The sequence below is a fragment of the Streptomyces sp. BHT-5-2 genome, from assembly GCF_019774615.1.
GTDB lineage: Bacteria > Actinomycetota > Actinomycetes > Streptomycetales > Streptomycetaceae > Streptomyces.
The window spans coordinates 6,303,181-6,317,233 of sequence record NZ_CP081496.1 but is presented as its reverse complement, the minus strand read 5'-3'; the positions used below and the strand labels follow the sequence as shown (position 1 = coordinate 6,317,233).

Below are 14,053 nucleotides of genomic sequence, written 5' to 3'. Positions count from 1 at the left end.
CTGGGTGCCGGGGCGGCCGTGGATGCCGCGGAGGCTGACCTCCGAGAAGACGGGCTGGATTCCGGCGAGCAGCAGGCCGCGGTTGTACCAGGCGGCGAGGTTCGGGGTGGAGAGCAGCAGGTGGCCGTCCGGGCGGAGGACGCGGCGGAGTTCGTCGAGGGCGGCGTCGGGGTCGACGAGGTGCTCGATGACCTCGCTGAAGAGGACGGCGTCGGCCGCGCCGGTCGTGAACGGGAGGCCGCCGTCGGTGAGTTCGCCGCGAACGACGTGCCGGATGTGGGTGCGGGCGCGGCGGAGGGCGTCCTGGGACCAGTCGACACCGATGACGCGGTGTCCCGTGAGGGTGTTCGCGGCGGTGGCTGCGGCGGTGCCGTCGCCGCAGCCGATGTCCAGGATGGTGGCGGGTGGGACGCCCGCGTGTACGGGGCCGAGGGCGCGGGCCAGGAGGCGGGCCTGCCGTCGGCTTCGGGCGTCGCCGGATGCGACGGGGACGGCGGGGTTCTCGTAGAAGTTCCGGAGGGCGGGGGGTGGGGTGGGGGTCGCCGGGGCCGCCGGCGCGGGGGGCGGTGTGGGGGTGGTCATGGGGTGGCTCCTTCCGGTTTCGGGGGTGGGGCGTCTCCTTGGGGTCGTGGGGTTTCTTGGGCGGTTCCCGCGTCGAGGGGTGGGCTTCCCTGTCCGGTTGGGGGTGTGAGGGGGCCGGGAGTGGGGTGGGTGGTGGCGAAGGAGGAGCGGAGGAGGGCGAGGAGCTGGGCGGCGGAGGCGTCGTCGAGGAGGGCGCGGGACCAGCGGAGGGCGAGGTGGACGCGGTCGCCGTCGTGGGTGGCGGCGGTGGTGATGCTCAGGCCGCGGGGCATCCGGGCCGGGGCGGAGAACCACACCGCGGTCGCCCGGCCGCCCGCCTCGCCGAAGTCGAGGGGGTACGGGATGCGGCCGATGTTGGAGACGAGCGCCGTGGGTGACCAGGGGGCGGCGAGGGTGCGGAGGGCGCGGACGAGGGCGCGGCGCGGGCCGACGGGGAGGGGGAGGGCGGCCAGCAGGGTTGCGGGCAGGCCGAGTTGGGAGGTGGGGGCGGCGGATTTGAGGGCGCGGGTTCGGGCGGCGGTCTGGTGGAGGAGGTGTGTCAGCGGTGGGGGCGGAGGTGGGGGCGGGGGGAAGGGGACCTGGGTGAGGCGGGTGCCGTTGCCGATGGGCATGTGGGGGCCGGGAGGACGGTCGTCGATGGGCATGGTGAGGACGACGGGGGCGGTGGGGCGGTGGTGGTGGAGTTGATTCCAGCGGGTCGTCATCAGGTAGGTGGCGACGAGGAGTTGGTCGTTGATGGTGTAGAGGGGACGGGAGGATTGGTTGGTGGGGTGTGGGGTGCGGGTGGGGAGGGGGAGGTCGGTGAGGAGCAGGCCGTTGCCGGTTGGTGGGGCGGTGGTCGCTGTCGTGGTGTGGTCGGGGGCGAGGCGGGCCGGGCGGGTGAGGGGGTTGGGGCGGGAGGGAAGTGAGGGGAGCAGGGGGACTGGGGGGAGCGGGTGGACGGTGTGGGGGGTGGGGGCCGGGGGTGGGGGCATGTCGGGGGTCTCGGCGTACAGTTCGGCGGCGGTGGCCAAGATGCGGAGGCAGGCCGGGCCGTCCAGGGCGGTGTGGTGGACGGTGAGCAGCAGCACGGTGCCGCCGGGGACGCTGGTGGCGGTGTTGCCGCCGGTGGGGGGTGGCTCGATCACCTCCAGGCGGAGCGGTGGCGAGGCGTCCAGAGGAGGGCACTCGGTGAGCGCGCGGGTCCGGGCGCGGGCGAGGGCGTCGGGTCCCGGGGGCGGGAAGGCGACCGGGTCCACGTCCGGGGCCGGGGTGAGCTGCCAGGTGTAGTGGCGGTGCCACCAGCGGGTCGGCACCTGGCGCATCAGGACGCGGGGATGGCGGGCGAGGGCCTGGTGGAACGCGGTGCGCAGCCGTTCGTGGTCGAGTCGGCCGGGGAGGTGCACTTCTATGTGGACGGTCTCCGGTTCGGCGTCCTCCAGGCAGTGGCGGGAGATCTCGTCCACGAGGGGGAAGGGGACGCGGGCGTCGGCGGGGCGGCGGGCGCCCCGCGCCTGCGGCGGGTCGTGGCGGGCCGGTTGGAGGGCGGTCATCGGGGGCTGTCCTCCTGGGGCGGCGCGGCCGGGTTCTCCCGGGGCGGTCCCCCTGCGTCTTCCCGGGGTGGTCCTGCCGCGAATTCCCGGCGTGGACGTACGGAGTTGGCTGCGGGCTCGGGCTCGGGACCGGGATCAGCACCGGGATCGGGATCGGACGGGGCCCCGTCCGTGGTGGCGCCCGTTGCGGGCGTCGGCACGGTGATGACCGCCGAGGCGAGGGCCAGGAGGGCCAGGGCCTGGGCGAGGGGACTGAAGGCGCCCGTCTGCTCGGCGACGGGGTGGCCCGCGCCGAGGGCCGCCGTGATGCCGGCCGCGAGCATCGCGGCGCCCGCCAGCGGTACCAGCGCCCGCGGCCGGAGCCGGGCCACCACGGCCAGCGGCAGGACGATCAGCGCGTACGGGCCGGCGGCCAGGGCCAGCACCGCCGTCAGGGCCGGTGTGCCCAGGACCCAGGACGGGGCGGGCGGTTGCTGCGGAGCGGTCGGCGGGGTCGGCGGTGTGCGGCGCGGGCGGCGGATCAGGGCGGAGGCGATGAGCGCGGCGATGCCCAGGACGCCGGCGATCAGGCCCAGGTCGTAGGAGGTTGCCGGGGCGTAGGAGAGCGTGACGGTGCCGCCGGCGCCGGCCGGGACGAGGAACGCCTGCTGCCAGCCGTCCACGCGGAGCGGGGTGAGTTCCCGGCCGTCGAGGGCGGCGTGCCAGCCGTCGTTGGCGTTCTCGTGGAGCTGGAGGTAGGCGGCCTGGCCGGCGCCGATGGTGACGGTGCGGTGGTCGCCGGACCAGTCCTTGACGGCGACGGTCCGTCCCGCCGCCGCAGTGCTCCCGGTGGAGGGCCGGCGGTCGGCAGGGGAACGAGCGGGGGCGGCGGACCTCTCCAGCCGCACGTCCGTGACCACCAGTGCCCCCTGGTCGCCGGCCTCCACGCGGTGTTGGCCGGCGCGGAGGAGGAGGTGGCTGCCGGGGGCGGCGGGGCCGCAGGGGCGGATGGTGACGGGGCGGCGTTCGGTGAGGTCGCGGACGTGGCCGTTGGCCTCGGTGGCGTAGAGGATGCCGTCGACGGCGAGCATGGGGCCCTTGCCGCAGGGGAGGGCGAAGCGCGCGGTGGGGTCCGGGCGGGGGGTGCGGTAGGCGTCGAGGGCGGGGAGGTAGATCTCGCTGAGGCCGACGGGGAGTTGGAGGGGTTGGCCGGCGACGGGGTTGCTGAGGGTGAGTTCCTTGACCTTGCTGATCGTGATGTCGAGGCGGTCGGTGGTGATCGGGTCGAATCGGGCCAGGCCGTTGTCGTCGACGCCGGCGGTGGCGGCTCCGTAGGGCGAGTTGAGCCGGATCTCCTCGGGGCGGGTGGAGATGCCGCCGGCGGCCGCCAGGACGATCCGGTCGATCTTCTTCTTGCCGGGCCAGCGCAGGTGGACGGTGGGTTGGGCGCCGGCGATCCAGGCCGTCGTCAGGTCGCCGTCGACGAGGTTGCGGGGGCTGAGGGAGCGGCCGAAGCCGAAGCCGGTGGAGTCGGCGGTGGCGGTGATGCGGTCCTTCTGCTCGGGGGCGACCTGGTCCAGGAGGCGGTCGAGTGCGCCGCCGGGGACGGCGAGCGCGCTGCCGGTGACGGTGTACGGGGCGGTGCGGCCGGTGCTGAACTGGCGGTGCAGGCCGGTCTCGGCGGAGGCGGGCGAGAGGCCGCCCGGGTCGCTGCCCCGGTGGAGCGAGACGATCTCGGAGGGGGCGTCGGACTTCGCCGCGTCGGTGGGGAGTTGGAGCAGCCGGGTGACCTGGACGCCGGGGACGGAGATCTCGGTGAAGCCGGCGCCGGAGAGGCCGGCGCGCGGGCTCTGGGAGCCCAGGATGGTGAGTTGGAGCCAGCGGGCCTTCCCGGGCGGGGCCTTGATCTGCTGGCGGGTGCCGTCGGGGCGGAGGGTGCTGTCGGCGCTGCCGCGGTCGGTCCGGATGCGGACGGCGGTGGGGGCGGCGCGCAGTCCGTCGCCGGGGAGCGGGGTGACGAAGAGGTGGGCGGGGATGGCGGTGGGCGTGGTGAAGGCGATGCGGATCCACTGGCCGACGGGGTTGCCGGCGCTGCCCTCGGCCCAGGCGGTGTCGGGGTTGCCGTCGAAGGCGTTGACCGGGTCGTACTGCGGCAGGTGGAAGAGCCAACTGCCGCTGGAGGAGGCGGTGACGGCGGCGGCGCCGCGGAGGACGGCGGTGGTCTGGTGCTCGATGCCGTTGGTGGGGAGGATCTGCCGTGGTGGTCGGCCGGGGTCCTGGAGGCTGCCGGGGAGGTTGTTCTCGTCGGCGCTGTAGGTGTACGAGGTGTTGCTGTTGACCAGGCCGAAGCGGGTGTCGGCGCGGCGCAGCCCGTCGGCGGTGAGCTGGAGCGGCGGGGTGCCGATGCCGGGGTGGCGGTCGCCGGTGAGGACGGTGGGCCGGTCGCGCAGCGCGGGGTCGGCGGAGAGTTGGAGGAGGGCTTCGGGGCCGCCGCTGAGCTGGGCGGTGGCCGCGGCGGCGGGGGCGGTGACGGGCCCGGGTTCGGGGACGCCCTGTGGCCGGTAGATCTCCACGGAGCGCTGCCGCGGGTAGAGGCCCTGGACCTGGAGGGGTGCGTCGGCGGGGATGCGGCCGCCGGTGGTGAGCGGCCCGAAGGCGGCGGTTTTGCGGTAGCCGGACGCCTCCAGGGTGCGTTCGACGGTCTGCGGGGGGACGTAGCCGATCTGGTCGGGGTCGAGGTCGTTGCGGACGACGACGTCGTGGATGCCGGCCCGGTGCAGATAGTCGCGCAGTCCGGGGACTTCGGCGCCGGTGAGCAGGGCCTGTTCGACGGCGTCCAGGGCACGGCGGGAGCCGGGGGTGCCGAACGGCACGAAGTCGCGCTGTGCCCACGGGGACCGGGCGAGCACGTCGAGGGGGTCGTCGATGGGGGAGCCCCAGGTGAACAGGCCGTGCGCGGTGGCGGGGACGACCAGGGCGCGGCTGCCGTCGGTGTGGGTCTTCAGCCAGTCGGCGGTCTGCTGCCAGTAGGCGGGGAGGCGGGTGAAGGCGCCGGGCTGGAGGACGTTGCCGTTGAGGTAGGGCAGTGCGAGGGCCGGCAGGACGAGCACGGCGGCGACGGCGGCGGGCAGCCGGCGGGCGGCGGGGCGGGTGGCGCGCCGCCCGGTGCCCGTCCACCGGACGGCGGCCAGTAGATGGGCCAGGCCCAGGGCGAGTGCCAGGCCGAGGCCGGGGGTGAACTTGTAGATGTTGCGGAACGGGCGCAGCCAGCCGTTCAGCCAGTCCTGCCAGGTGCCGTGCAGGGGGCCGCCGAGGGCGCCGCCGTAGCCGGCCAGCGTGATCAGGGCGACGGTCAGCACGGTGAGCAGCAGCCAGCGGCGTTCGGGCAGGTCGCGGCGGGCCAGGCCGGCCAGGCCGAGGGCGGCGGCGAGTGCCGAGCCGGCGACGGCGGCGGCGTTGCCGGTCAGGGTCCACCCGGCGGGCAGCCAGGGTTTGCCGAAGTCGAGGTAGCCGACCCAGTTGCCGGCGCCGCGCAGCAGTTCGGTGGCGGACATGGTGCCGGTGGTGGTGTCGGCCTGCTCGATGAACGGCATGAAGTTCTCGCCGTGCAGCCCCAGCAGGAGCAGCGGGATGGTCCACCAGGCGGTGGCCAGGACGACGCCGGGCAGCCACCGGACGAGCAGGGCGCGGCGGCGGGGGCCGGTACGGGAGAGCAGGTACAGCAGGGCGGGCAGCAGGGCCGCCAGGGTGGAGGCCGCGTTGACGCCGCCCATGCAGGGGATCAGCAGGGCCGAACGGGTCGCCGCGGCGCGGGCGTCGAGCCGGTGGTCGGTGAGCGGCAGCAGGACCCAGGGCAGTACCGCGCCGGGCAGGGCGGCGGCGGAGGTGGAGCCGACGACGAGGGTGAAGGCGGGCCACAGGGCGTAGCAGGCGGCGCCCAGCAGCCGGGTGGGCGGGCTTCCGACGCGGAACCGTTCGGCGAGCCGCAGCGCGCCCCAGAAGGCGGCGGTGACGATCAGCGACATCCACAGCCGCTCGGCGAGCCAGACCGGCAGGTGGACGAGGCGGGCCGCGCCGTAGTACGGGAGGGAGGGGAAGGCGTAGCCGATGTACTGGTCGGCGAGGCCGCCGAAGCCGGCCCGGTCGTGCCACATCTGCCCGAGGTCGGTGAGGAACCGCCAGGGGTCGAGCGCCACCCCCAGTTTCGTCTCGAACGTCGTCCGGCCCGCGGACGGGACCAGGAACGCGATCAGGACGGCGGCCCAGAAGGCGAACAGCCAGCGCCTGCGCCGGGGTTCGCCGGGCGGTGGCGCGGGGGCGGTGGCCGGGGTGCCGCCGGCGTCGGGCGCGCCGGGGGACGGGGACATCTTCAGCGTCTGGGTCATGGCAACCGCCGGAGGATGAGGAGGAGGTTCCAGGTGGCGATCTCGCGGACGCCGGGCAGGCGGGGGATGGTCTCGGCGAGGAACGGCGCGTAGCGGGAGCGGGCGGTGAGGACCGTGACGTCGTCCCGGGCGCGGACCTGGCGCAGGGTGCGGCCCACGTGCACGGCGAAGAGGTTCTCGCCCAGGGTGTGCTTGGCGGGGCGGCCGGTGCGCCGTTGGTAGCGGCGGCGGGCCCGCGCCGCGCCGAGGTAGTGCCAGGGCGCGGTCTCGTGGCCGCCCCAGGGGGAGAGCCAGTTGGTGAACGCCACGTAGATCAGGCCGCCGGGGCGGGTGACCCGCACCAGTTCGCTGAGGAAGGTCTGCGGGTCGGCGACGTGCTCCAGGACGTTGGAGGAGAAGCAGACGTCGGCGGTGCCGTCGGCGAGCGGCAGCAGGTAGCCGTCGGCGAGCACCGCGCCGTCGGGGGCCCGGCCGCGGGCGGTGAGTTCGGCGGTGTCGGGTTCGAAGAGGTAGCCGTGGGCGCCGCGGCGGCGGAACTCCTCGGTGAAGTGGCCGCTGCCGCCGCCGACGTCGGCGACCGTCGCGCCGCGCAGCGGGACGTACCGTTCGACCTGGTCGGCGGCGTCCCGGGCGAGCAGCCGGTAGCAGTGTCCGGGGTCGGCGGGTTCGTTCAGGAAGGCCCGGAAGAGGGTGAGGGACCTGCGCAGCGAGGGGTCGCGCACGGGGCCGTCACCACCCTGGGAGCGGCCGGAGGTACGCCTCCGCGGCGACAGCCCGGAAGCTGCGGACGGTGCGGCTCCATCTGAAGCGGGCGGCACGGTCGGCGGCGGCGGCGCCCAGGGCGTGCCGCCGCCGGGCGCTCAGGCCCAGGGTGCACCAGTGCGCGGCGAAGGTGCTCTCGCCGCGGGCCAGCAGCCCGGTGGTGCCGTTCTCGACGGAGTCCCGCAGCCCGGCGATGTCGAAGCCGACGGTGGGGGTGCCGCGCGCGGCGGCCTCCATCACCACCAGGCCCCAGCCCTCGACGAGCGAGGGGTGCAGCAACAGCCAGGCGGAGCAGAGCAGTTGGTGCTTGCGCTGTTCGGAGATCCGGCCGGTGAAGGTGACGTCGGGGCCGGCCAGCGCGGTCAGCCGGTCGCGTTCCGGGCCGTCGCCGACGATGACCAGCCGGCCGCCGGTGACCGGCCGGACCCGTTCCCACAGCCGCAGCAGCAGGTCGATCCGCTTGTACTCGACGAGCCGGCCCATGGCCAGGAACAGCGGCTCGGGGGCCTCGGGGAGGAGCGGGCCGGGCTCCTCGACGCCGTTGTGGACGAGCCGGATCCGGTCGGGGGCGACGCCGAGGTCCGCGAGGGCGCCGGCGGTCGAGTCGGAGACCGCGACCATCAGGTTGTGGCGGTGGGTGCCGGTCAGCGCCCAGTGCTCCAGGCGGCGGCCGAGCCGGGCGGCGGGCGCCGGGTAGCGCATCCGCCACAGGTCGGTGTGGACGTGGTTGACCAGGCACAGCGTCGGCCCGCGGTGCCACAGCGGCGCCAGGTACGGCATGCCGTTGCAGACCTCGACCAGCAGGTCGCAGCCGCCGGTCCGGCGCGCCACCTGGCGGGGGACGCGCAGGAAGTGGCCGGCGTCGCCGCCCGCCGACAGGACGCGGTAGCCGTGCTCGGCGGTCTGCCCGCCGCACAGCAGGGTGACGTCGTGGCCGTGGGCGGTGAGCCCGTCGGCGATCCGGTCCACCAGCAGTTCGGAGCCGCCGGCGGCGGGGTTGGCCAGGTCGCGGCGGGCCAGGAAGACGATCCGGCGGGGCAGCGGGGGCGCGGCCGGGGCGGCCGGCGTGGGGGCCGCCGGCGGAGCGGACCGGACGGGCGGAACGGGGACGGGCGGTGCGGCGGGCAGCGGTGGGGAGGGGGGTACATGCTGGGGCATGTGCGATCCAACTCGTCTCAGGGTGCGGTACCGGCGGTGGGGGACGTACTGCGTGCTGAGTCGTGCGGGCCGTGCGGAGCGTCGGGGAGCGGTCGGCGGGTGTTACGGAACGGTCTGCGGGTGTACGGGGCGGACGGTGCGGGGGGCGTACGGGGTCGTGCGGGGGCGTGTTCCCGGTGTGGGAGGCACAGTGTTCGCGGCGGGGCGGGGCCGCGGCTACTCACCGGGGTGACAAAAACCGCTCCGGTCCCGCCCGTCACGTCGTCACGCCGCTGAGAATCGGCCACCGGACCGTCGGCCGCGGGCCACCAGCAGCACCCAGGCGGCGGCGAGCACCCCGCCGGCCGCGGCCGCCGCCACCGGCAGGGTCCGCCCGACCAGCACCAGCTTGTCGCGGTCGGCCCGCGCCAGGGCGCTCTGCGCCCGCCGGGTGGCCGGCGTGAACGCCAGGTGCCGGGCCCGCAGCAGCACCACCGCGTCCCGCCGGGCGCCGGGTGCCCGCAGCGTCTTGACCGGCGCGATCGACGCGTCGACGATCCGCCCGGTGCGCTCCTCGACGACCAGGGCGATCCCGGTGTTCGCGTACCACTCCTCGGCCTGGATCTGGCCCTGTCCGGGCCGGCCGACCAGCCGCCCGGGGACCTGCCGGGTGCCGGTCCGGGTGGCCGGCACGGTCCCGGTGAAGCGGTAGCCGGTGATCCCGGACAGCCGCACGGTGCCGGCGAAGCGGAGCGGGACGGCCGCGCCGAGGGTGTCGTCCCACCAGCGGTAGGTCCTCTTCTCCAGCGCGAAGGGGAACTTGAGGTAGGCGTCCCCGTCGAAGCGGGTGGGGTACTCCCCGCAGCAGTGCACCGGTTCGTTGCTGCGCCGGTCGGTGACCCAGCGGCCGGTGGTCCACTGGAACGACCGGCGCGGGTCCGCGAGCGGCAGCGTGCGCGGGGTGTCCACCGTCGTGGACACGTTCCAGACCGCCCGCCCGCTCCGCTCGCTCGCCGCGACATCGCCCAGCACGTGCCGGGTGACGGTGATCCGCTGCCCGTCGCGGGTGGTCAGCGCGCCGGCGTCGAAGTAGCTGCCGGTGCCGGTGAAGACGGTGGTGACGTCCACGTCGACGGGGGTGACCGCGGCCCGCGGCGTCACGTACCAGGCCAGCAGCGGGGCCAGCACCAGCAGGAACACGCCGGCGCCCAGGAGGACGAGGGAGAGTGGCGAGGCGGTGCGGGCGGCCGGCGAGGGGGCCGCGGGGGACGCCGCGGAACGGCCGGAACATCTGGATCGGCGCATACGAGCACTCCTGGAAGCGGTGGGGGAACACGCCCTGGTGCACGTGCGGCGCCGCGACGCGGCGTCATGGGCCGGGAACGTAAGCGAACCCTTGACAGCGCGTCAATGCCCTTCCACACTCGGCAGGCACCACGACCGAAGCGGCGCCGCGCGGTGGGAACGCGGCACCGCCGCCGGTCCTCCGAGCCGTCGGACCCCGCGGGCCGCGGGGCCGCAGGGCCGCCCGCACCGGCGGCCGCACACCTGTCGACTGTCGACGTGCTCCGCTGTGCCGCTTTTCCGATACCGGTCCGGTTCGTGCCACTCGCCCGGTACCGGCTGCCGACGAAGGGACCGCCGCGTCATGCACCGCACGCTCGCCGCCGCGCTGACCGCGCTGGCCGCCGCCGCCCTGGCCGTGGGCGCCGCGCTGGGCATCGTCGCCGCCCTGCGGGCCGCCCCCGAGCAGCCGAACGTGCCGCTGGTGACCTTCGGCCGGCCCGGCGCGTAGGGCCGCGTCGTGGTGACCGCGGTCCGCTCGGCCTGGCGGGAGGTGCCGGCCTGTCAGGTGCACCGGTTCGCCGCCCTCGCCCTGGAGGAGGTCCCCGCGCTGGCGCAGGAGATCTTCCGGGAGATCCGGAGCGAGTACCCCCGACTGCCGCTGGTCCCCGACGAGTCGGGGGAGCCGCGGGCCCTGGTCGGCATCCGCCAGTCCCTGGAGCACTTCGTCGCGCACCTCACCACCGGCCTGGACCGGCCGCACGTCCACCCGCGCGTCTTCCAGGAGTTCGGCCGCGGCGAGGTCCTCCAGGGCCGCAGCCTGGACGTCCTCCAGGCGATCTACCGGCTGGGGGTGCGGCTGGCGTGGCGGCGGCTGGCGGAGATCGGCCAGCAGGTCGCCATCCCCGCCCCCGCCATGTACGAACTGGCCGAGTCCGGCTTCGAGTACCTCGACGGGCTGGTCGCCGAATCCGTCCGCGGCTATGCGGAGGCCGCCGCCCGCCAGGCCGGCGAACGCCTCCGGATGCAACGCCGCCTGATGGACCAGCTGTTCGCGGAACCGGACCCGTATCCCGGGGAGGGCACGGAAACCCTCCGCCGGCGGGCCGGCGCCGGGTACGGCCCTGCGGCCGGCCGCGCAGCCGGCGCAGTCGGCGTGGCCTCCGCTTCCGCCGCTGTCCCCGCCGCCGCCCCCGGTGGACTCTCCGAGGCGGGGGCCGCGGCTCCGCCCCCGTCCCCGCCCGCCCCCGGTGCCGGGAGCCCCCACCCCCGACTTGCCGAACGCGCCCGGCTGATCGGCTGGCCGCTGCCCGAACGGGTCGCGGTGGCGGTGCTGCTGCGCCCGGACCGGGAGGCGGTCGCGCCCGCGGTGGCCGACGGGATCCTGCTGGACATGGAGTGCGAACGGCCCCGGCTGGTGGTGCCGGACCCGGACGCCCCGGGCCGCCGCGAGCTGCTGGCCCGCGCCGCGGCCGGCTGGTCGGGTGCCATCGGCCCCGCCGTGCCGCTGCCGGACGCCGGGAAGTCGCTGCGCTGGGCGGCCTCCGCGGTCGACCTGATGGAGCGCGGACTGCTGCCCGCCGGCGAACTCCTGCAGTGCACCGAGCACACCGAGGCGCTGGTCCTGCTGCCGCCCGGCGAACTGATCGAGGACCTCACCCGCCGCCGCCTCGCCCCGCTCGACCACTGCGGCCCCACCCACGGCCGCCGCCTGGCCGAGACCCTGCTCGCCTGGCTGGAGACCCGCGGCGGCGCCCCCGAGGTCGCCGCCCGCCTCGGCGTCCACCCGCAGACCGTCCGCTACCGCCTCCGCCAGATCCGCGAGCTGTGGGGCCCCGACGTCGACGACCCCGACCGCCGCTTCGAACTCGAACTCGTCCTCCGCGCCCAACGCTTACGAGGCGAACTCGGCTAGCCGGCGGGACGCCTCACCTCCTCAGGTCTCAGGAACTCGTCAGCACGACCAGCTGCCGGGTCGCCCGGGTCATCGCGACATAGCGGTCCACCGCCCCCTCGATCCCGTCGCCGAACGTCTCCGGGTCGACGAGCACGACCAGGTCGAACTCGAGCCCCTTCGACAGCTCCGGCGTCAGCGACCGGACCCGGGGCCGCTCCCGGAACACGGGCGCGCCGATGACGCACGCCGTCCCGTCGTCGTGCGCGGCGAGCCAGCCGTCCAGGACGGAGTCCAGCTCCGCGACGTGCCCGTGGACGACGGGGATGCCGCTGCTGCGGATGGACGTCGGCACGTTCGCGTCCGGCAGCGCGGCCCGGATGACCGGCTCGGCCGCCGCCATCACCTCTTCCGGCGTCCGGTAGTTGATGCTCAGGGACGCCACCTCGACCCGGTCGAGTCCGATCCGTTCGAGCCGCTCCCGCCACGACTCGGTGAAGCCGTGCCGGGCCTGGGCCCGGTCCCCGACGATGGTGAAGCTCCGGGACGGGCAGCGCAGCAGCAGCATCTGCCATTCGGCGTCGGTCAGTTCCTGGGCCTCGTCCACGACGATGTGCGCGAACGGGCCGGCGAGCCGGTCCGGGTCGGTGCCGGGCAGTGCGTCCGAGTCGATCAGGGTGTCCTGGAGGTCGCGGCCGCGCAGCATCGTCACCGCGCCCTCCCCGTCGGCGTCGGCCGCGACGATGTCGCCGATCACGTCGGCCATACGGGCGCGTTCGGCGGCGACGGCGGCCCGGTGCCGGCGCTTGCGCCGAGCCGTCTCCGGGTCGCCGAGCCGCTGCCGGGCCGCGTCCAGCAGCGGCAGGTCGGACGCCGTCCACGCCTGGGGTGCCGCCTTGCGCTGGAGCCTGCGGACCTCGTCGCGGTCGAGCCAGGGCGCACACATCCGCAAGTACGCCGGGACCGACCACAGGTCCCCTACGAGGTCGGCCGCTTCGAGCAGTGGCCAGGCGCGGTTGAGGGTGGTGACCAGTTCCTCGTCGTGCCGCAGCGACCGGCGGAGCCGGTCGGGCGAGATGCCGCTGTCGTCGCCGCCGAGCTTGTCCAGCAGGATCGCGACCAGCTCGTCCCATATCTGCTCGCGCGCCTCGTTGTGCGGGGTGCCCGGGTCCGGTGCGTCGAACGCCTCGGCCCAGTCGTCGGCGCTGAGCCGGACGTCGGCCCAGTCGGTCGTGACGGTCATGCCCTCGGTGGGCGGCTCCTCGTAGAACCTCACGGCCGTCTCGATCGCCCGCACCATGTCCGCGGACGACTTCAGCCGGGCCACCTCCGGGTCGGCCTCGTCGGCCGCGCCGGCGCCCTCGGCGACGAGGTCCCGCAGCGTGCAGATCTGCACGCCCTCCTCGCCGAGGCTGGGCAGCACGTCGGAGACATAGGCCAGATAGGGCTGGTGCGGACCGACGAACAGCACGCCGCCCCTGCGGTGCCCGAGGCGGGGGTCGGAGTAGAGGAGGTAGGCGGAGCGGTGCAGTGCGACGACGGTCTTGCCCGTGCCGGGGCCGCCGTCGACGACCAGCGCGCCGCGGGAGCCCGCCCGGATGACGGCGTCCTGGTCGGCCTGGATGGTGGTGAGCACATCGCGCATCCGGGGCGACCGGCTGCTGCCCAGACCGGCGATGAAGGCGGACTGGTCGTCGAGCGCGGCATGCCGCTCCAGTCCGTCGGCGGTGAACACCTCGTCCCAGTAGTCGCTGATCCGGCCGCCGGTCCAGCGGTATCTGCGGCGGCTGGCCAGCCCCATCGGGCGGGCGTGGGTCGCCGCGAAGAACGGTTCGGCGGCGGGGGAGCGCCAGTCGAGCAGCAGCCGGCGCCCCGCGCCGTCGGTGAGGCCGAGCCGTCCGACGTACACGGGCTCGGGGTCGTCGGCGCGGACCATGCGCCCGAGGCACAGGTCGAGGCCGAAGCGGCGCAGGGCGCCCAGCCGGCCGGTCAGCCGGTGGATCTCCAGGTCGCGGTCCATGGCCTGCCGGCCGACGCCGCCGGGCGCCCGGCGTTCCGCGTCGAGGCGGTCGGAGAGTTCGGCGACGGCCGCGTCGAGGCTCTCCGCGAGGGCCGCGAAGTGCTTCTCGTCGCCGGCGATCAGCGCCGGGTCGGCCTTGGCCGCGAGTCGCTCGGGAAGGCCGAACGCGCCGGTGGTCAGGGAACTCATGCGATCGGCCCCGCTTCCGTGGCCGTCGCGCTCCCGGAGTGCGTCGACGCGCACACCCGGATCTCCGCCTCCGCGGCGCCGAGCGCCCGGCGTGCACCCGGCGCGATCCCCACCACGGGCCCGATTCCGGCCCACCGTTCCAAGACATGCAATTCCACACGCACTTCGCGAGTCCCCCGTTTCCGCAGCTACCGGCTCAGGCCAGTGATTGTGCGGCACTACCGGGGCCTTGCCGCAAGGCCCCCTGTGCGCTATACGTTGAGAGTGGCGAGGAGCGGAAAGTCTCCTC

9 protein-coding genes are annotated in these 14,053 nt (G+C 75.4%); 2 read left to right on the top strand and 7 right to left on the bottom strand.

The features are described 5' to 3' along the window. The 6 genes from K2224_RS27950 to K2224_RS27925 all read right to left on the bottom strand — a co-directional run. Positions 1 to 582 (bottom strand): bifunctional 2-polyprenyl-6-hydroxyphenol methylase/3-demethylubiquinol 3-O-methyltransferase UbiG (locus K2224_RS27950; RefSeq protein WP_221909337.1); only part of this gene is annotated, 582 nt, incomplete at its 3' end. After that, the gene (locus K2224_RS27945; protein ID WP_221909336.1) at positions 579 to 2,114 is read right to left on the bottom strand and encodes a condensation protein; all 1,536 of its coding nucleotides are present in this window, start codon (positions 2,112 to 2,114) and stop codon (positions 579 to 581) included. The genes K2224_RS27945 and K2224_RS27950, both read right to left, overlap by 4 nt. Next, a complete protein-coding gene (locus K2224_RS27940) occupies positions 2,111 to 6,478 on the bottom strand; it encodes an alpha-(1->3)-arabinofuranosyltransferase family protein (protein ID WP_221909335.1) in 4,368 nt (1,455 codons plus the stop codon). The genes K2224_RS27945 and K2224_RS27940 overlap by 4 nt, the downstream gene beginning before the upstream one ends. Further along, complete coding sequence (locus K2224_RS27935; RefSeq protein WP_221909334.1) at positions 6,475 to 7,200, bottom strand: class I SAM-dependent methyltransferase; 726 nt, start codon at positions 7,198 to 7,200, stop codon at positions 6,475 to 6,477. The genes K2224_RS27940 and K2224_RS27935 overlap by 4 nt, the downstream gene beginning before the upstream one ends. Positions 7,201 to 7,207: 7 nt before the next feature. Further along, a complete protein-coding gene (locus tag K2224_RS27930) occupies positions 7,208 to 8,398 on the bottom strand; it encodes a glycosyltransferase family 4 protein (protein WP_221909333.1) in 1,191 nt (396 codons plus the stop codon). Between the two features lie 264 nt (positions 8,399 to 8,662). Continuing rightward, positions 8,663 to 9,682 carry a DUF3068 domain-containing protein gene (locus K2224_RS27925; protein ID WP_260693392.1) on the bottom strand — a complete coding sequence of 340 codons (1,020 nt, stop codon included), beginning with the start codon at positions 9,680 to 9,682 and terminating at the stop codon, positions 8,663 to 8,665. A gap of 343 nt (positions 9,683 to 10,025) precedes the next feature. On the opposite strand from K2224_RS27925, the gene K2224_RS27920 reads away from it, so the two are divergent. Further along, the gene (locus K2224_RS27920) at positions 10,026 to 10,172 is read left to right on the top strand and encodes a hypothetical protein (protein ID WP_221909332.1); all 147 of its coding nucleotides are present in this window, start codon (positions 10,026 to 10,028) and stop codon (positions 10,170 to 10,172) included. 9 nt (positions 10,173 to 10,181) lie between these two features. Continuing rightward, positions 10,182 to 11,576, top strand: a complete 1,395-nt coding sequence (locus K2224_RS27915; protein WP_221909331.1) for a helix-turn-helix domain-containing protein — start codon at positions 10,182 to 10,184, stop codon at positions 11,574 to 11,576. Positions 11,577 to 11,604: 28 nt separating this feature from the next. Here the strand turns inward: K2224_RS27915 and helR are convergent, their stop codons facing one another. Then, entirely contained in the window at positions 11,605 to 13,764 is a 2,160-nt protein-coding gene (gene helR, locus K2224_RS27910) for an RNA polymerase recycling motor ATPase HelR (protein WP_221909330.1), read from the bottom strand. Positions 13,765 to 14,053: the final 289 nt, after the last annotated feature.